Source organism: candidate division KSB1 bacterium, assembly GCA_034506335.1.
GTDB lineage: Bacteria > Zhuqueibacterota > Zhuqueibacteria > JANLFK01 > Oleimicrobiaceae > Oleimicrobium.
The window spans coordinates 14,675-33,939 of sequence record JAPDPR010000044.1 but is presented as its reverse complement, the minus strand read 5'-3'; the positions used below and the strand labels follow the sequence as shown (position 1 = coordinate 33,939).

Sequence of the window (19,265 nt, the reverse complement as noted above, 5' to 3'; positions counted from 1 at the left end):
CAAAGCCCAGCGCGTCCGCTCGCTGCTACGCGAAGAATTTGCGCAGGCCTTCCGAAAGGTGGATTGCGTTGTCACCCCCACATCTCCCACCACCGCTTTTGGGCTTGGCGAGCGCACCCAAGACCCGCTGACCATGTACATGTCCGACGTCTACACTGTGTCACCCAGCCTCTGCGGGCTCCCTGCGATTTCGGTGCCCTGTGGGAAGGACAGAAATGGGCTACCTATCGGCCTGCAGGTGATCGGCAGGTACTTCGACGAGGCAACATTACTCCGCGTGGCCCGGGCAGTAGAACTTACAGCCGGCCAGCTCTTCGCGCACGGACAATGAAGGGCGGAGCACCAGTGAGTGACAACTTCGAGACCTTTCCCGACGGTCTCGATGGCCAACCCACCGAAGACAGGGAAGGGGAGCCGATCGGAACCAGTGACTATGTGCCGAGCATTGGGCTCGAAGTTCACATTCAACTGTCCACTGCGAGCAAGCTCTTCTGCGGGTGTAGCACCGCGTTCGGGGCACCTCCCAACTCGGAAGTTTGCCCTGTCTGTCTTGGGCTGCCGGGTGCGCTGCCCGTGCTGAACCGGCGGGCCTTGGAGTATGCCCTGCGTCTTGGTCTTGCCTTAGGCGCAGAAATCGACAGCCATTGCCGTTTTGCCCGCAAGCATTACTTTTACCCGGACCTACCAAAGGGGTACCAGATCACCCAGTACTGGACGCCTCTCTGTCGGGGAGGCGCAGTGGAATTCCAAATTGATGGCATGCGCCACGCCGTGCGACTGCGGCATATCCACCTTGAGGAGGACGCGGGGAGATCCGTGCACGCGGAGCTTTACGTCGGCGAGGATGAAACTTTGGTGGACATGAATCGCTGCGGTGTACCTTTGGCGGAGGTGGTCACCGAGCCGGAGGTCCGCTCCCCGAGGCAGGCGGCAGCCTTGGTGGCAGAGTTGCGCCGCATTGTCCGCTTCCTGGGTATTTGCGACGGTCACATGGAGCGAGGCAGTCTGCGGTGCGACGCCAATATCTCGGTGCGCAGGCGTGGCAATAGTTCCCTCGGGCAGCCCACGGAGATCAAGAACCTCAATTCCCTGCGGGCAGTGGAGCGGGCCTTGACCTTGGAGATGGCGCGGCAGCTGAACCTGTGCCGCCAGGGCAAAACCGTGGCTCACCAGACACTCGGCTGGGATGCCAGGGCACAGCGCCTGGTAGTGATGCGGGCAAAAGAGTATGCCCATGACTATCGGTACTGTCCCGAGCCGGACTTGCCGCCGGTGCGCATCAGTAGGCTCTTGTTGGCCAAGTTGCGCCGCGAGTTACCTGAGCTCCCTCATGCCCGTATGCAACGCTTTCAGGAGCAATACGGCTTGCCGGCGGAACGGGCCTACCAGATGACGGACCATGCTCCGGTGGCGGACTACTTTGAAGAGGTCACTGCCGTCGTGAAGGCGCCCGAGCTGGTCTGTAATTGGCTACTCGGCCCTCTGCTCCGTCTGGCAAAGGAGCTGGGCCTGCCTGAAGGACTTATGCCGGTACCGGCCGCGTCCCTCGCCGATTTGCTGGTGCAGGTGAAGAAAGGTGCGCTAAGCGACTATGCCGCTCGCAGGGTGCTCCCTTCCTTGGCCGCCGGGGGCACGGTGCATGAAGTGCTCCACAGTCTGCCTGCTGTCGCGCGCGAGGAAAGTGTTGGCGTCATCGAGGAAGTGCTTGGTGCTCACCCGGAGCTCGTGGCCCGGTACGCGCAAGGCAAGTCCCAACTGCTCGGTTTCTTCATGGGCGAGGTCATGCGGCGACTTCAGGGCGTTGTCGACCCGGGTGAGGTCATGGCTCTGCTGAAAGAGCGCCTTAACCGGGGCGGTACCACGGGCACACCAGAGAAACCGTCAGAGGGCTGACAGTGGATTCACACGTGACTTTCCTGCAGATGCTGCGCTGCGCGCGGTGTGGGGCGGCCTATCCGAGCGATCAGGTCCTGAATCTTTGTCGCTGCGGCTCCCCCCTGTTGGCAGAATATGACTTGCAAGCCGCGCGGCGACGCTTGCGGCCCGAGGTGTGGCGTTCGCGGCCACCAGGTGTGTGGCGCTACCATGAGCTTTTGCCGGTACAAGAGGCCCACCATGTGGTGAGCCTGGGCGAAGGGGGTACGCCTCTTTTCAAGCTCAGGCGACTCGGCGCCTCAGTGGGCCTGAGCAACCTCTTCGTCAAAGACGAAGGGCAAAATCCCACAGGGTCGTTCAAGGCGCGGGGTCTGGCTGTGGCCGTCTCGAAGGCGCGGGAGCTGGGGGTGACTAGGGGTGCCATCCCTTCGGCCGGCAACGCTGGCGGCGCCCTAGCCGCCTACGCTGCACGCGTGGGCCTGCGCGTGGATGTGTTCATGCCTGCGGATGTGCCCGAGATGTTCAAAATGGAATGCCGTCTCTACGGAGCCACTGTCCACCTAATAGATGGCCTCATTAGTGATTGTGGCCGGGCAGTGCAGGAGCGCCAAGCAGAGGAGGGGTGGTTTAATTTTTCTACGTTCAAAGAGCCCTATCGCCTGGAAGGCAAGAAAACGATGGGGTATGAGTTGGCGGAGCAGTTTGAATGGCAGCTGCCCGAGGTGATCGTTTATCCGACAGGTGGGGGTACTGGCTTGGTGGGTATGTGGAGGGCATTTCAGGAACTCTGCGAGTTAGGGTGGTTGAGGGGTTCGCTGCCGCGCATGGTGGCGGTACAGGCGAAGGGGTGCGCGCCCATTGTTTCGGCTTTTCGAGCAGGTGCAGAGCGCGCCGAAGCGTGGCCTCAGGCGCAGACCGTGGCACTGGGGCTTCGCGTTCCTCAGGCGATCGGCGATTTTCTCATGTTGCGGGTGCTGCGAGAGAGCAACGGCACGGCCATAGCCGTTGATGACCGGGCAATTGTGCAGGCACTTCGGGAGCTGGCGTGCCAGGAGGGACTCTTTGCCTGCCCAGAAGGGGCTGCCACCTGGGCCGCCTGCAAGCAGCTGGTGTCCCAGGGGTGGATTAGGAAAGATGAACACGTGGTGCTCTTCAATACCGGCTCTGGGATGAAGTACGCAGAGGTCCTAGGGTCGGTCACGTCCGCAGAACCGGCATGAGCCTGGGGTGCGGAAAAAGTATTGACAAAGTTGATTTCTTTTTCTAAATTGGCAAGCACTTGGCGCTCGCAGAGTCGGTCCAGGAGTGGAAGACGGGGAGCGGGTGAGCGATGGCCGCCGCGGCGACGGCCTTTTTTGCTCCAGGGGGCGTCGTGCGTCTTTGTTCTGGAGGCAGGATGAAAGAGGCAAAGCTACGCAAACTGATCAAGCTCGTCGAAGAGAGCGACATCGAGGAGCTGGAGATCTCCTCCTGGGGAAAGAGCGTGCGGATTCGGAAGACGGTCTTGGACCACCGCCCCTCGCCTGCGGTACCAGCGCGGCCGGAGACAACGGTCGTCGTTGAGTCCCCGCTACCGCCAGCTCAGGCACCTGCCGCGTTGCCGACTCAGGAGGCAGCTCCCCAGCCGGTCACGCCTCCCGCGCAGGACATCATCGAAATCAAATCCCCGATGGTGGGCACCTTCTATCGTCGCCCGTCACCCGAGGCAGAGCCCTATGTGGAAGTGGGCGACATCATCTCCCCAGGAAAGGTGCTGTGCATCATCGAGGCGATGAAGCTGATGAACGAAATCGAGTCGGAGGTCTCGGGCAAGATTCTCAAAATCCTGGTGGAGAACGCGCAGCCGGTGGAGTACGGCCAGCCTCTCTTTCAAGTACAGTTGCTGTGAGGGACTCGGCACGAGATTGGGTACCGGATCGAACTGGTAGAGGCGGAGCCGAGGCGGTGTTCAAGAAGATCCTCATAGCCAACCGCGGAGAAATCGCGCTGCGCGTGATTCGCGCCTGCAAGGAATTGGGCATTGCCACCGTAGCAGTGTATTCCGAGGCAGATGCCGATTCACTTCACGTGCGTTTTGCCGACGAGGCGGTCTGCATTGGGCCCCCTCCTGGCCACCAGAGCTACATGAACATCCCGCGCATTATCGCCGCCGCTGAGGTCACCAATGCCGATGCCATCCACCCGGGCTATGGCTTTCTGGCCGAGAATCCACACTTTGCCGAGATCTGTGAAAGCTCAGGCATCGCCTTTATCGGCCCGTCGGCGGCGACCATCGCCTTGATGGGCGACAAGGCGGAGGCGAAGAGGACGATGGCCAAGGCGGGTGTGCCGGTCATCCCGGGCAGTGATGGCACTGTCAACGACAAGCGCGAGGCACTGCGGATCGCCGAGGAGATCGGATATCCAATAATCATAAAAGCGGTCGCGGGCGGTGGCGGGCGAGGCATGCGCATCGTGCGCAGGCGTCAGGATTTCGAGAATGCCTACTTGACGGCGCGCAGCGAAGCGGAGTCTGCCTTTGGTAACCCCCAGGTCTACATTGAAAAATACTTCGAAAACCCTCGGCACATTGAAGTGCAAGTGTTGGGTGATAGTTACGGCACTGTGGTGAGCCTGGGGGAGCGTGAGTGCTCCATTCAGCGCAAACACCAGAAACTGATCGAGGAGTCACCATCTCCTGCAGTTGATAGCCGGCTGCGGGCCAAGATGAGCCGGGCCGCTCTCCGTGGGGCCAAGGCAGCTCAGTACCGCAGCGCCGGCACTATCGAGTTCCTTCTTGACGAGGACGGCCAGTTCTACTTCATGGAAATGAACACTCGTATCCAGGTGGAGCACCCGGTCACCGAGATGGTCATTGGCATTGACCTGTTGAAAGAACAGATTCGCCTGGCCGCTGGCGCCAAGCTCGACAAGCGCATCGGCGAATATCACCTGCGGGGTCATGCCATCGAGTGCCGCATCAACGCTGAGGACCCTGATGCCAATTTTCGGCCCTCCCCGGGCAGAATCACCGGCCTCCACACACCAGGTGGGCCGCGGATTCGCGTGGACACCCACGCCTATGCCCAATACCAAATCCCCCCCTTTTACGATTCGCTGATCGCAAAGGTCATCACCCACGGCCACAACCGGGAGGAAGCTATAGGGCGCATGGAGTGGGCACTGGAAGAGTTCGTGATCGAGGGGGTCAAGACTACCATCCCCTTACACAAGCGCATCATGCGGGACCCTGATTTCCGTAGAGGGCACTATTCAACTAAGTTTCTCGAGCAATTCGAAAAGAAAGGAGGAATGTGATGGACGTCCCAAAGGAGCTGCTGTACACCAAGGATCACGAGTGGCTGCGGGTTGATGGTGACATCGGGACGGTCGGGATTACCGCGTTTGCCGCTGGAGAGCTGGGCGATGTGGTATTCGTGGAACTTCCGGCAGTCGGGGCCCAGACCAAGCAGGCGGAACCATTTGGCACCATCGAGGCCGTGAAGGCTGTCAGCGATCTCTATGCCCCGGTGAGTGGACAGGTGGTGGAGGTCAACGAGGCTCTGAGCGACAAGCCGGAGGCGGTAAACACCGACCCGTATGGCGAAGGCTGGATGATCAAGATCAAAATAGCGGACAAGGCCGAATTGCGCAATTTGCTGAGCCCGGAGGCCTACCAGGCTCAAATCTCGTAGCCACGCCAAGGTATGTTCGGTTCACTGCTCTGAAGCCACCTGAGGATACCGGACGATGAAGCGCACTTTTACGCATCTACTCCCTTCCACCGAAGAACAACGAGCCGAGATGCTCAAAGCGATTGGCGTGAAGGACTTTGTCGAGTTGTTGGCCCCCATCCCAGAGCATCTTCGCCTGAAGGGTCCACTTTCTCTGCCCGAACCCCTTTCGGAGTACGAGGTAACGCGGTTGCTGACGGACCTGGCAGAGCAGAATACGACCACGGGCCAGGCCACCTGTTTCCTCGGTGGAGGCGCCTATGACCACTTCGTGCCCGCAGCAGTCGGGCACATCACCTCGCGCCCAGAATTCTATACCGCCTATACGCCATACCAGCCCGAAGTGAGCCAGGGCACATTGCAGGCCATTTACGAGTATCAGAGCATGGTGTGCATGCTCACCGGCATGGATGCCTCTAACGCCTCCATGTATGACGGTGCCTCTGCATTGGCCGAAGCTGCCCTCCTCGCCTTCAATCATACACAGCGACGCGAGATATTGGTGTCGCGAGCGGTCAATCCGTTCTACATCGAGGCGATACGCACGTACTGCCATGGCCAGGGGATTGAAGTACACTTTGTCGATCTGGAGGACGGGGCAACCGAGGTGGACAATCTGAGGGGCCTCATCAGTGAAAAGACCGCAGGGGTGATTGTCCAACACCCCAACTTCTACGGCTGCTTGGAGGATGTGGCTGAGCTGGCCACCGTGACGCATCAGGCCGGTGCGCTGTTCATCACCTCAAATGACCCCATCTCCTTGGGGCTTTTGCAGCCACCGGGTGCCTACGGTGCAGATATCGCCACCGGGGAAGGGCAACCCCTGGGAGTGCCCTTGAGCTATGGCGGGCCTTACCTAGGGATATTTGCGGCGCGACAGGAGCTGGTACGCCGCATGCCCGGCAGGATTGCGGGCCAAACCGTGGATACCGAAGGGCGCACGGGCTATGTGCTCACGTACCAGACACGTGAGCAGCACATTAGGCGGGAGAAGGCCACCTCAAACATCTGTACCAATCAGGCCCTGGTAGCGCTAGCGGCCACGGTCTATTTGGCGCTGATGGGCAAGCACGGCTTGCGTGCAGTGGCCAATCTCTGTGTGCAAAAGAGCCATTACCTGGCTGCAGAGATTGCCAAGGTGCCAGGGTTTCGACTCAAGTTCGGCAGGCCTTTCTTCAAAGAGTTTGTGGTGGAGACTCCGGTTCCAGCAGATGAGATAGTCGAAACGTTGAGCAAGAAAGGAATTTTGGCTGGGCTGGCGCTGGGGCGATATGAGGCGGCGCTGAGCAATTGCCTTTTGATCGCGGTCACCGAAAAGCGGACAAAGAAGGAGATGGATGGGTTAGTTGCCGCCCTCCGTGAATGCACCCGTGCAAAGGCTTGAGCGGCACAACTCGGCAACTTTGGCACAAAAAGGCTTGACTTTTTCCTGCCAAATTTGTAAATTTGCATCACAAAACATGAAGGAGCATGCCTAGAGAGAGTTTGCTACCAGGTCTGTACCCGAATATTGTACTTTTGTAAGGGCTGCTTGTCTGCCCAGGTGAGGGGGCGGAGTACAAATTCACTGACCGGCGGCGAACTCTTTCTTTTTTGGCGCCGAATGTCATGAGGTGGTGGCTGCACGGGTGCAGGCCAGCGAGTTCATTCGGCGTTTGTTGTTTTACCGTTACGCATGCGTGGCTATGCCGGGAGGCGATGGGTGGTGGCCGGGAGTCTGAAAATGATTGAGGAGGTCTGAGCGATGAAGAAGACAATTGCTGTCTGCATGATGGCACTGGCCCTCGCGGTTTTCGCCGGACAGGCGGCCGCTGGGGGTGTAAGCAAATCGGCGGTGCTGTTCTTGCGCATCGCCCCTGGAGCGCGGGCTGCGGGCATGGGAGAGTCCTTCTGCGCCGTAGCCGACGATGCCACGGCAGTCTTCTGGAATCCCGCCGGACTGGCCTTCCAGAAGGGCAGGGAGATTAGCTTGATGCACGCGAAATGGCTCCCTCAGCTCGCCGATGACCTCTTTTATGAATTCGGCGCCTTCCGCCTTCCCATCGAGGGACTCGGGACCTTCGGGTTCAACGTCACCTACATCAACTATGGGGAGCAGATCTGGACCGGAGAAGAAGGGCCAGAAGAGTTGGGGCGCTTTACGAGCTATGAATTCGCCGTGTCGGCGCACTATGCTACCTTGCTCAATGAGAACCTGGGATTAGGACTTAGCATGCGCTATATCCGTTCCTCCCTTGCGGATGTGCCGATTGGTGCTGCAAAGGACCCGGGCAAGGCAACCGGATTCTCTATGGACCTCTCGGCATTGTACAAGGCGCCCTGGTTGCGCGGGTTGTCCTTGGGCGCTAACCTCTCTAACATGGGACCCAAGATAACTTACGTCGACGCGGACCAAGCGGACCCTCTGCCCACCAACTTGTCACTGGGCGCTTCCTATCGTTTAGTGGACACCGAATACAACCGGCTGACGTTAGCAGTTCAGGGTGACAAAGAACTGGTACGCCGGTACAAAGACGGTACTTCCGATCCTTTCTACAAGGCACTCTTTACCTCCTGGACAGATGACTCGTTCAGTGAAGAACTGAAGGAGTGGATCATCGGCGCTGGAGTCGAGTACTGGTACGCGAACTTGATCGCCCTCCGCGCGGGATACCACTATGATGAGCTGGGCAAAGTCAAGTTCCCCAGCTTTGGCGCCGGGATCCAGTATTCATTGTACCGTTTTGATTTTGGTTACGTGGCCGCGGCAGAAGGACACCCCCTTGCGGGGACCATGCGTTTCTCCCTGACCATTGGTTTTTAGCCGGCCACGGACATTGACGCACAACCACATGGGCAAGCAAAGGGGCCGGATCCTTCTGGGCTGGCTCCCGGCTTGCCTTTTTTGAATCTCCTCGGGCCGAAGAAGAGTGCTCTCAGGTGACCAAGATAAGGAGCCGATTGTACGTGAGGTGGGAAAGGGAGAGCATCGGCGCATTGTTGGCGATGCTGCTGCTGGGCGCCGCCGGACAGAGTTTGATGGCTGGCTCACCGGTGCCGCGGCCGCAGCTAGCCGTGTTGGGGCCTTCACAGAGTGACCTCGCCGGTCTCCCAGTTCATGCACGTGGCACGCGACAGATGCACGTGCTCGTGCTGCGGGTCGAGTTTCAACCTGACGAATTGGCCACGACCTCAGGCGACGGCACCTTTGACCTCCGCACCTCATCCACCGAAGCGATCAATCCGCCGCCCCACAATCGTACCTACTTCGATAACCAGTTGCGGGCTCTTGCCCACTATTACCGCACCGTGTCCAACGGCAAGCTCACGCTCAGCTGGGAGATTTATCCACTAGCGGAAGAGTCCAGCTACCGTCTCCCGCACGACATGAAGTTCTACAGCGGCTCCGGCGACGCGTCTGGTAAAGAAATGGGGTGGTCTCGCCTCCTTGCCGATGCGGTGCAGACCGCAGACAGCACACACGCCATCGACTTCAGTCAGTTCGATTGCTGCATTGTGTTTCACGCTGGAGTGGGGGCAGACTTTGAGTTGGACCTTGACCCAACGCCTTATGACATTCAGTCGGCCTTTGTGAATCTGGGCACGCTGCGGGCCACACTCGGCAATGGAGACCCAGCCTATCGCGGCATCCCAGTCAACCAGGGAACCCACTTTGTCCAAGAGGGCATTATTCTGCCTGAGACGGAAAGCCAGGAGGGGTACGAGATTGGTCTATTAGGCCCCATGGCTATGCTTTTTGGCGCGCAGCTGGGCCTGCCGAGCCTGAACGATACGGACAAGAACCGCCCGGCTATTGGGCGCTGGGGGCTCATGGACCAGGGGTCGATGAATCTGCAGGGTCTGGTGCCCGCCCAGCCGTGTGCCTGGTCCAAAGTCTTTCTCGGCTGGGAGGAGGCCGTTGAGTTACGTGGCAACCAGCAAGGCGTCCGGGTGGGCTCGGCGCTGGCCAAAGGTGCTCCCCGCATTTACAAGATCCCTATCAACCCCAAGGAGTACTTCTTGGTTGAGAACCGTCAGCGCGACGCCAATCGCGATGGCAGGGTGGTTTGTCGGGACGCAAAAGGCCAGCGTGTCGAAATCCTAGAAGACGGGCGCCTCCTTCCCGTCGGGTGGGCAGGGACGATCGTTCAGGTGGATGAGTACGATTTCGGCCTGCCTGGTTCCGGCATCCTGATTTGGCATGTGGACGAGAGGGTTATTGAAGCAGGGTACGCGGACAACCGCGTCAATGTAAACCCCGAACACCGTGGCGTGGACCTGGAAGAATGCGACGCGGCGCAGGATATCGGCTACTACTTTGGATTCCCCACCTTTGGCTATGACGCAGGGGACTACTGGGACCCGTGGTGGGCCGAGAACGAGTCCCACAAGCGGGCCAATTCGTCCGCGGAAGTGGTGTTCGGGCCCTCCACTATGCCCAATAGTCGTGCTTACAGCGGCGCCGACACCAGGATCACCCTGTCGGGGTTCTCTTTGTCGGATTCGGTCATGAGCTTTGACCTGCGCCACGAGGCCTTGGTAACGGGGTTCCCGCAGTTCATAGGAGTGAACAGGGACGTCACCGGGCTAGCCGCCGCGCCATTGAGCGCAGGCAGAGGAACAGCACTTCTTGTGGCGGCGACCGCACACGCGGTGTTCGCCTGGTACGGGAACGGTCAGAAGGTAATAGCCAACCCGGAGAGGAGTGGCCTCGTGACGCTGCACGGTGACACGGTGTGGTATCCCGTGGCGCTTTTCGCTGAGGTGGAGTCACCCATTGCCCATTCCCCGGCGCTCGGCGACATAAACGGTGACGGCAGCGTGGATGTCGTGGCCTGCTGTAGCAAAGGGGAGGTCTTGGTTTGGCGGGTGACTGACGAGGACCACGATGGCAGGGCTGACCTACTGGCCAAGGCGAGCTTCAGAGGCGCCCCCACTTCTGACTTGCTTCTTGCTCCTGGTCATGACCCCTGCGTGTTTGTGGGCACGGCTGATGGCGTGCTTCACGCGTTCTCCTGGCGGGCAGAGCAATTGGTGGAGGGATGGGCCATCGCCCTATTTTCCGAGGCGGTAACAGGTCTTGCATGGGATGGTCAGCGTGTCGTTGGTACCTCGGCCGGTGGAGGTGTGGCAGCTCTAGATGGTCTCGGGGCTATCCAGTGGTTTACCCCCGCCCCGGGGATTGGGGAAAGGAGCGAGCCGGTGCTTGCAGACGTCGATGGCGACGGCCTCCTTGAGGTCGTTGTTGTGCGCGCCGAAGGCCTGGTCTTTGCGCTCCGCCTGGATGACGGGAAGCTTCTCGCCGGCCCAGGACAGGTCCATGGCCAGCTCTTGCCCGGAGCGGCTGCGGCTGATTTTGACGGAGACGGGCTCCCGGAAGTCGGGGTTGCAAGCTCCACGGGGCTGTACGGATTTGAAGCCACGGGGGTCATTGCGAACGATCTGTGGCTATCCTTCCTTAGCCCTGAGCAGAGCGGCTACGCGGCCTCCCCGCCAGTGGCAGGAGACTTGGACGGAGACGGCATCGCCGAAATGGTGGCCTACGTGCCGGGCACAGGCATAGTGGGAGTCAAGCTGGGCGGAGGCCTGGTGCCAGAGTTGAGTTTTTCAATGGGGGGCGCGGCAGCATTTACCCCGCTCCTCTGCGATCTGGACGGCGACGGTAGCGCAGAGGTCGTCGCTCTGAGCCAGGATGGTTTCCTCTACGCGTGGTCGCCAGCAAGAAGGGTCGAATCTGCCTCCCTACCCTGGCCGCAGTATCGCGCAGACGCGTGCCATCAAGGAGTCCTGCTTGCACCCTCCCAGCCGCGGCAAAAGGCTGGGCGCCTGTTTGCCAGCCGCTCTGTGTACTGCTACCCCAATCCCAGTACTGGCGATAAGGTGTTTCTTCGCTACCAGCTTGTCGAGCCGGTGGACCGGGTGAATATTCGGGTGTACGACCTGACCGGAGAATTAGTCGCCGAGTTGGAGGGAACGCGCTATGCCATGGGAGATAACGAGGTGCCCTGGAATGTTGGCCAGGTGCAAGCGGGTGTGTACCTGGGCAGAGTTGAGGCCACCAAAGGCAATAGCACACAGGTCGAATTGGTCAGAATAGCGGTGGTCAAATAGAGCGGCAGCCAGCTAAGGTGAAACGGCCGGGACACAATTGGCTTCTCTTCGTTCTTGCTGCCTTGGTTATAGCTGTGGGAACCACGCACAGCCAGCAGGGGGAGTACAACCACCCTGAGTTGGATTGGTTCACCCTGGAGACGGAGCACTTTGCGGTGCACTTTCACGAGGGGGCGGAACGCACTGCCCGCGAGGTGGCGCGCGTTGCCGAACAGATCTATAGCCCGGTCACGGAGCTGTACGGATATCGTCCCGATGGGAAGGTTCACTTTATCATCAAAGACTATGACGACAATTCCAATGGGGCGGCATACTACTACGACAACAAGGTAGAAATTTGGGCACCGCCGATGGATTTTGACCTGCGTGGGACGCATGCCTGGGTCCCCAACGTGGTCACGCACGAATTCTGCCATCTAGTAAGCTTGGGGGCTACACGCAAGATATCCCGTCGCGTGCCAGCGTTCTACTTCCAGGCGGTTGGCCGCGAGGACGAACGGCGCCCCGACGTGGTGCTTGGTTTTCCAGACCGCATCGTTTCCTACCCTTTACCCATGACCATAGTGCCAATGTGGTTCGCCGAAGGCATGGCTCAGTATCAGCGAGCCTCTTTGGGTCACGACAGCTGGGATGCGCATCGCGATATGCTGCTGCGTACGGCGGTGACGGGTGGCGAACTGCTCTCTTTGGATGCCATGGGCGTATTCGGCAACAACAGCATTGGTAACGAACGGGTCTACAACCAGGGTTATGCCCTGGTCATGTACATCGCCCAGCGGTATGGGGAAGGAGCTCTGGCGCGTTTGTGTGCGGCACTGCGCCGACCTTGGCACGTGTCTATGAACGGTGCGGTGCAAAGCGTACTTGGGCTAACGGAGAAAGAGCTCTACGCGGATTGGGTTAGATGGTTGAATGAGCGCTATGAGGCACAGCTAGCTCCGGTGCGGGCGCGTCCGGTTGCGGGAAAGGTGGTGGTAAGCCAGGGCATCTACAACGTGCACCCTGTCTGGTCGCCGGATGGCAAACTCCTCGCATACGTGGGAGTGGGCGCCCGCGACTACTTGAGCCAGACAGCCCTCTTCGTGCAGGAGGGGAGTTCTTCACGGGTTACTGCCGTTGCCCAAGGGGTGCAGGGCAAGGTCTCCTGGTCCCCGGATGGGACGCGGCTCGTCTACGCCCGGCGACGCCTATGCGCCCACGGCTCGCGGTTGTGGGACCTGCATGTGTACGACCTGACGCGCAAGCGCGAAACGCGCCTTACCACAGGTCTCCGCACCCGCGACCCCGACTGGTCCCCTGATGGGACTACCATTGCTTTCGTCGTCGGCAGAGACGGCACCGACAATCTCTACACCATGCGTGCAGATGGGTCATCATTGACTCCTCTTACCTCTAACCATGGTGGTGAGACCATCTTTGGTCCGCGCTGGGCCCCAGACGGAAAACACATCGTGTTCGCAACCGGAAAGCCCCACGGCCGGGGGATCGTGATCATGGATGTGGCCACAGGCGCGACCCGTGTGCTTCTCAATCAAGGCGACGCCCGGGACCCGGTTTTCTCCCCTGACGGAGAATGGATCTACTTCAGCTGGGATCGCACCGGCATCTTCAACATTTACCGGACTGACTGCCTCGGCAGCAGCGTGGAGCAGGTGACGAACGTTGAGGGCGGCGCCTTCATGCCCCATGTGCATGGTACAGGCAGGTTGGTTTATTCCTCCTTCGCGTCAGATGGGTACAAGATCGCAGTCCTGGACACCCTGCCGCAGCCACCCGTGGCGGTCCTTTCTTTAGTCAAACCAGACCTTGAAGGAGATTCTCCGCCTCGGGCCAGCGTGGAGCACGTGGATGGGACCGACCCTTCGCTGGCCGCACGGCCGTATCGCATGACCTACACCCAGCTCGCACTTTTGCCTAGGGTCATGGTTGACTATGGGCGAGTGAAAGCAGGGAGCTATTTCTACTCTTCTGATATGCTCGACCGCTACTCGTTGCTGGGAGGGTTCGGCATCAACACGGCGCGCGACTTTGATGCCTTCGCGATCTTCGAGTACCGGCGCTTCGCGCCCACGATCTTCGTCGAGCTGTACTCCTTTTCGCTGCACATGGACGAGCGCATCGAGATTCTGCAGGGAGAACCCTTGTTGCCAGTGAAGCTGCGGTTCAACGTTTTAGAAGCTGAGATCGGAGCTCGATACTGGTTGTTTGACGCTCTGATGGTCCGGCCCGTCTTCTCGCACGCGGAGTACACGAGCAAAATCGCCGATTTCTACTTCCAGAACCGGCGTTGGTGGTCGCCGGCCAACACCTACTTCATTGGCAATCGGCTCGGATTCGACCTTGAGGCAGATCTCGTTCGGCGGGCCATGGACAGCGAGATTGCGCCAGCAGCCGGACGGAAGGTGCGGCTAGCCTACCGCTACGAATTCAACAAGTTTTTCGAGGACTTTTCCACCGACAACCCTTACGGAACCGTGCAGGAAAAGTACACTCCATACAACTACAATTCGCTGCAGCTGGACTGGCAGGAATACCTGCGGATGCCTCTCACCCGCCATGCCTTAGGGCTGCGCGTGCGCCTTGGGTATATCGATCGGCCCGTGGATAGCTTTTTCAACTTCTTCGCCGGCGGCCTGGACGGCATGCGTGGTTACTCCTACTACAGCATCGAAGGGCGGAAGATGGCGGTGTCCAGCGTTACCTACCGTTTTCCGGTGGCCAGGAGCATCAAACGCAAAATTCTGCACCTAACATTGGACAAGGTCTACGGCGGTGTGTTTGCCGATTGGGGTGATGCGTTCAATGGTGCGCCGCGGTGGAGCGACTTCAAGCGGGACGTGGGCGTAGAAGTCCGGGTGGAGGCCTTCTCCTTCTATGGCTACCCGACGCGCTTCTGGCTAAGTGCCGCCTATGGGATGGACCGCTTCATCAACGTGTCCACGGCGCAGACTCACGGTCGGGAATGGCGTTACCATTGCGGCCTCACGTTTGCGTTTTGGGAGTAGGAACCAGGAGGTGATCCGCATCATGAGTCGCACAAGAATGGCTATAGGGGCCTTCTGGTGTGTGGCGTTTGTCTTTGCGCACACCGCAGGTGCCCAGTCGCCTCGACTTGGTCCATCTATTCTCTACCATGCGCCGGGAATGGCGGACAATGACTTGGCCTTAGGGGGTGCATGGTGGAGAGTGGAGAGCATACCTCAGTCTGAGGAATCTGCCTCCCCACGAGCCAAGTCAGGCGTATTGGCGGCGGTGGCGTCCGGTGTGGTGCCGGGTGCAGGTCAACTGTACGCAGGTAGCTACTGGAAGGCACTGGGCTTCTTGGTTGCCGAGGTGACCAGCTGGACCCTCTACGCGCATTGGGATAAAGAAGGGGACCGGATCAAGACGCAGTTCCGCCAGTTTGCTGATACCCACTGGCGCGAAGAGGAGTACTGGGCGTGGATTGCCCTGGAATCGGGGCGGCCTTTGACCGACATGGCCGCGTTGCGCGAATGGGAGCGGGAGCATTTTAGCCACTTCCTGCACGAACAGAAGGACCAGCAATACTACGAGATGATTGGCAAGTACGATCAGTTCAACATCGGCTGGGACGACACCAACACCCCTCGCGGTCGCGATTCCGCTCGGCGGGATTACTATGAGACTCTTCGCGACAATAGCAACAAGGCGTACAAGAAAGCCGCAGCCTGCCAAATGGTGGCGCTTGCTAACCATGGCCTAAGCGCCTTGGACGCGGCCTGGACTGTGTCGCGGCATAACCGACGCACCGTGCGCACCTCGCTGCGCATTGTGCCGGTGCCAGCGACAGGCGACTATGCTCTCAATCTACAGGTGGCATGGTGAATAAGGTCGTGACGTGGAGCATCGCCGCGCTCGTGGTGGCCTCCACCACGTCCGCCAAGGCACAGGGCGTCCCACTACGGGACGCACTCATTCCGCCTCGTTTCGCACCGACCAGCTGGACACAGCCCTGTTTGCAGGTCACCTTACGCCAAGATTTGGGGGGCGCCGGGGCGAACCACCTCTTTCCTCTGACTCGTTCCTTGCCGCCTGCACGGGAGGTCTCCCCCGGGAAGGCCTTCCTGCTGTCGCTGCTCTTGCCCGGGCTGGGCGAACGTGCGTGCGGTGCGAGCACGCGGGGGTGGGCTTTCACCGCCACAGAAGCAGGGCTCTGGGCTGGTGTGGTGTCCTTTCGGCTTTATGGCCACTGGCGGACCGAGGACTATCGCGCCTACGCAGTTGCCAAGGCGGGCGTGGATCCGGAAGACAAGCCCCACCGCTATTTCGTCGACATAGGCAATTACCCAAGCCTTGAGGCTTACAACGCCGCCATGCTCCGGGATCGAAACCTTCCGAAGGTCTACCCGGAGACAGAGGCCTACTTTTGGCGCTGGCCGAGCGAGGTGGAGCGGATCCGCTATGCCCACCTCCGGGTGAGTGCAGACAAAGCCTATCAGCGCTCAGTGCTACTGATAGGCGCGGTTCTCGCCAACCACCTCGTGAGCGCCATCGACGCCATGTGGGTGGCTAAACGCACACAGCAGCATCCCAAACAAAGCATGGTAGATGTGGATGTTGACTTTGCCTATTCGCCGGCGGGGGCACGCGTAGGCGTGACCGTTATGCGCCATTTCTGACCCCTGAGTTCCACCTTCCTTGCGGAGGCTCTGTGGGCAGCCTGCCGTGGAATGAGCCTGCGTAGCCGCGTCTGCACTGTGCCCTGCAGTACGGGTTGAAAGAGAGTCGCCGTGGACAGGCCGACCCAGGTCAGGTTGACCTGCGGCTGCCTCCTCGTTGTTCCGGAAGATCGCGAGTGTTTCCCCAGGAAACTTTCCTCCGATTTCATTTTCCCCCGCAACTTTTCCACCGCTGTTTCTATGGTCAACACCTGCTATGGGGGACCCTGGACCTGGCAATTCCCTTGCGCACCGATTGGCAGAGCTGACTGAACGACCTCTCGCTCAGCAGGTACTTTCTCAGCTCCTGGGCGGGTTGGCCCACGGGGAAGCCGAACCGGTCGGCTGCAGGCGGTCGTCATCGATGCTCTTCAACGCGCATTCACGGGAATTGGTGCCCAACGTCAACAAGACCGCGCGCCGGGTGCTGGCAGGCATCGTGGAGAGCGTGGCGAATACCCACCTTGCGAGTCTGCCTTGAAAAACAGTGGGCCGATAGAAATCGCAGGGGCAGGAGAAAAAGACTCCTGCCCCTGTCTCAATTCAGAGGCTGTGCTCAGGTCCTTTCACAAACTCACCGCTGGACTTTGGCGCTCATGGCATAGCGATAAAGAAAGAGGCACAGACCCACAAACAGGACCAGGCTCACAATCATCCCCACATGCCAGTTTCCCACCGTTGTTTCCGCCAAACCGACGTGCAGGCGGTTGCCCGCGACAAGCGCCAAGACAGCGCTCACCACGCCCATGATGGAACCGCCGGCAATGAAACCGGAGGCGATCAACGTGCCCTTCTCGCGGCGTGCGGTGTTCAGCGCCTCGTCCGTGCTCCGGTGTGCCACCCAGTGCGCTATCAGTCCGCCAACAATAAGCGGAGTGTTCAGCTCGATTGGGAGGTACATACCAAGGGCAAATGCTAAGGGCGGCACGCCCAAAAGCTCCAGGGTTAAGGCCATGAACACACCTGCGCCATAAAGGCCCCACGGTACTTGAGAGCTAGTGAAGAGCACATTGAGGACCGCGGCCATGGCATTGGCCTGAGGTGCCGCCATGGGTGAAGGGTGCTCGGCACTGGGGACGAAGCCATATACCTTGTTCAAGAGCAAAACCACTCCCCCCACTGCGAGCGAGGCCACCAGCACACCCATGAATTTCAATCGTTCCTGGTTAAAGGGGGTAGAGCCGAGCCAATAGCCGATCTTGAGGTCGGTGATGAAACCGCCTGCCGTGGAGAGGGCGGTGCATACCACCGTGCCGATGAGCAGGGCTGAGAGCATTCCCGCCGTCCCAGAGAGGCCCAGCTTTACCAGAATGACGCTGCTGATGATCAGGGTCATCAGCGTCATGCCGGAAACGGGGTTTACACCCACAATCGCGGTGGCCCGAGCCGCCACCGTCGTGAAGAGGAAGGCGATTGCCAGCGCCAACACCAGAGCCGCCACGGCATGCAACCAACTGGTTACCACCCACGCGCGGAAAAAGACCAGTATGCACACGGTGACCGCAGCCAGGAGGACGACGAGAACGGACATCGGGATATCACGGTCGGTGCGCACAGCGGCTCGAGCTGAGACACCCCCTTTGCCCGCGAATATCTCCTTGAACCCCGTGGTGAACGCCTGGACGATGATCTTAAGGTTCTTGATGATGCCGATGATTCCGGCGCAGGCGATGCCCCCGATGCCGATGTGCCGGATGTAGCTGGTGAAGATCTGCTCGGCAGACATCTGGGCCAGTGGCACATTGCCGGGGAGCAGCGCACTGTCGAGGTGTTGCCCGAAGTACCAGGTGATGGGTATGAGGACCAACCATGAGACGAAACTCCCCGCGCAAATGATCGAGGCGTAGCGCAGGCCGATGATGTAGCCAAGGCCCATCACTGCGGCACCGGCGTTCAGTTTTAGTACCAGCTTTGCCTTGTCTGCTAGGGCTGCGCCCCATGGGACCAGTCGGGTGGAAATGACCTCGCTCCACATGCCAAAGGTGGCGATCAGAAAGTCGTAAATGCCGCCCACTGCGGCAGCGATGAGGAGCACCACTGCCTGCGCGCCGCCGCTTTCGCCTGTCACCAAAACCTCGGTGGTGGCGGTGGCCTCTGGGAAAGGCAGGTGGCCGTGCTGCTCAGCCACGAAGTACCGGCGGAGGGGTATCAGGAAAAGGATGCCCAAGAAGCCACCGAAAAGGGAGGCCAGAAAGATCTGGAAAAAGTCCGCCTGTAAGTGGAGAATGTACAGAGCTGGAATTGTGAAGATGGCGCCCGCCACGATCACACCCGAGGCGGCCCCGATGGATTGGATGATGACATTTTCCAAAACTGTGTTGCGACGGGCATACAAGCCTGCAAGGCCCACCGCCAAAATGGCAATGGGAATTGCCGCCTCGAATACCTGGCCAATCTTCAGTCCAAGGTAGGCGGCTGCGGCGGTGAACACCGCGGCCATCAGAAGGCCCCAAAATATAGCCCGTCCACTGGCCTCCGGCAAACTCTGGCTCGCAGGTACGTACGGCTCATACTTCTCTCCCGCCTCAAGCGGCCGATAGGCGTTCGCAGGCAACGACTTACGGGTTCCTTCCATACTCCCTCCGTGGTGTGGGGTCCTGTGCTGCTCCCATCTCTCTGGCATGGTGCAGAATCTTTTCCCCAATATACGCAATTTGTGCCTGCGAGGCAAGGAGGAAAAAAAGTAACGTTCAGACGCCCGACAGAAGCCTTCGAGCAAGCGCTCAAGCTGTGTGAGAGCGCCGAGGTAACGAGGCGCACACGGCCCAGAACAGCAAGCTCCTCTTTGAATAGATCGCATCCATTTTGCCCGACTTGACAGCATTCGAGTGCTGTAACGGAGGAATCTCCGCGTATCCTCGGTGTGGAGCGCGGCCTGTTGGCGGAAGGGGATGGCGAGGCATACTCC

Annotated in this window: 13 protein-coding genes; 12 read left to right on the top strand and 1 reads right to left on the bottom strand. The window is 59.7% G+C overall.

Features of this window, described 5'->3' with window-relative positions:
* The 12 genes from ONB25_11990 to ONB25_11935 all read left to right on the top strand — a co-directional run.
* Positions 1–331 (top strand): amidase family protein (locus ONB25_11990; GenBank protein ID MDZ7393605.1); only part of this gene is annotated, 331 nt, incomplete at its 5' end.
* Positions 332–345: 14 nt separating this feature from the next.
* A complete protein-coding gene (gene gatB / locus ONB25_11985) occupies positions 346–1,893 on the top strand; it encodes an Asp-tRNA(Asn)/Glu-tRNA(Gln) amidotransferase subunit GatB (protein ID MDZ7393604.1) in 1,548 nt (515 codons plus the stop codon).
* A 2-nt stretch (positions 1,894–1,895) separates the two neighbouring features.
* Positions 1,896–3,095 (top strand): threonine synthase, encoded by a 1,200-nt coding sequence (locus tag ONB25_11980; protein ID MDZ7393603.1) that lies wholly within the window; start codon positions 1,896–1,898, stop codon positions 3,093–3,095.
* A 176-nt stretch (positions 3,096–3,271) separates the two neighbouring features.
* A complete protein-coding gene (gene accB / locus ONB25_11975) occupies positions 3,272–3,763 on the top strand; it encodes an acetyl-CoA carboxylase biotin carboxyl carrier protein (protein ID MDZ7393602.1) in 492 nt (163 codons plus the stop codon).
* Positions 3,764–3,819: 56 nt separating this feature from the next.
* Positions 3,820–5,172: an acetyl-CoA carboxylase biotin carboxylase subunit gene (accC, locus tag ONB25_11970; protein ID MDZ7393601.1), complete on the top strand. Its 1,353-nt coding sequence runs from the start codon at positions 3,820–3,822 to the stop codon at positions 5,170–5,172.
* Positions 5,172–5,549, top strand: a complete 378-nt coding sequence (gene gcvH / locus ONB25_11965) for a glycine cleavage system protein GcvH (protein ID MDZ7393600.1) — start codon at positions 5,172–5,174, stop codon at positions 5,547–5,549. Before accC ends, gcvH begins: the two co-directional genes overlap by 1 nt.
* A 55-nt stretch (positions 5,550–5,604) precedes the next feature.
* Positions 5,605–6,972, top strand: a complete 1,368-nt coding sequence (gcvPA, locus tag ONB25_11960) for an aminomethyl-transferring glycine dehydrogenase subunit GcvPA (GenBank protein ID MDZ7393599.1) — start codon at positions 5,605–5,607, stop codon at positions 6,970–6,972.
* A gap of 360 nt (positions 6,973–7,332) precedes the next feature.
* Positions 7,333–8,391, top strand: a complete 1,059-nt coding sequence (locus ONB25_11955; protein ID MDZ7393598.1) for a PorV/PorQ family protein — start codon at positions 7,333–7,335, stop codon at positions 8,389–8,391.
* Between the two features lie 116 nt (positions 8,392–8,507).
* The gene (locus ONB25_11950) at positions 8,508–11,678 is read left to right on the top strand and encodes an FG-GAP-like repeat-containing protein (protein ID MDZ7393597.1); all 3,171 of its coding nucleotides are present in this window, start codon (positions 8,508–8,510) and stop codon (positions 11,676–11,678) included.
* A gap of 17 nt (positions 11,679–11,695) precedes the next feature.
* Entirely contained in the window at positions 11,696–14,683 is a 2,988-nt protein-coding gene (locus ONB25_11945; protein ID MDZ7393596.1) for a BamA/TamA family outer membrane protein, read from the top strand.
* Between the two features lie 22 nt (positions 14,684–14,705).
* Complete coding sequence (locus ONB25_11940) at positions 14,706–15,524, top strand: hypothetical protein (protein MDZ7393595.1); 819 nt, start codon at positions 14,706–14,708, stop codon at positions 15,522–15,524.
* On the top strand, positions 15,518–16,318 hold the full coding sequence (locus tag ONB25_11935; protein ID MDZ7393594.1) for a hypothetical protein: 801 nt from the start codon (positions 15,518–15,520) through the stop codon (positions 16,316–16,318). Before ONB25_11940 ends, ONB25_11935 begins: the two co-directional genes overlap by 7 nt.
* A gap of 613 nt (positions 16,319–16,931) precedes the next feature.
* On the opposite strand, the gene ONB25_11930 is transcribed toward ONB25_11935, so the two are convergent.
* Complete coding sequence (locus tag ONB25_11930; GenBank protein MDZ7393593.1) at positions 16,932–18,932, bottom strand: oligopeptide transporter, OPT family; 2,001 nt, start codon at positions 18,930–18,932, stop codon at positions 16,932–16,934.
* Positions 18,933–19,265: the final 333 nt, after the last annotated feature.

Coding starts and splice junctions, on each gene's coding strand:
- ONB25_11955 (MDZ7393598.1), top strand. CDS start 7,333: ATGAAGAAGACAATTGCTGTCTGCATGATGGCACTGGCCCTCGCGGTT.
- ONB25_11930 (MDZ7393593.1), bottom strand. CDS start 18,932: ATGGAAGGAACCCGTAAGTCGTTGCCTGCGAACGCCTATCGGCCGCTT.
- ONB25_11940 (MDZ7393595.1), top strand. CDS start 14,706: ATGAGTCGCACAAGAATGGCTATAGGGGCCTTCTGGTGTGTGGCGTTT.
- accB (MDZ7393602.1), top strand. CDS start 3,272: ATGAAAGAGGCAAAGCTACGCAAACTGATCAAGCTCGTCGAAGAGAGC.
- gcvH (MDZ7393600.1), top strand. CDS start 5,172: ATGGACGTCCCAAAGGAGCTGCTGTACACCAAGGATCACGAGTGGCTG.
- gcvPA (MDZ7393599.1), top strand. CDS start 5,605: ATGAAGCGCACTTTTACGCATCTACTCCCTTCCACCGAAGAACAACGA.
- ONB25_11935 (MDZ7393594.1), top strand. CDS start 15,518: ATGGTGAATAAGGTCGTGACGTGGAGCATCGCCGCGCTCGTGGTGGCC.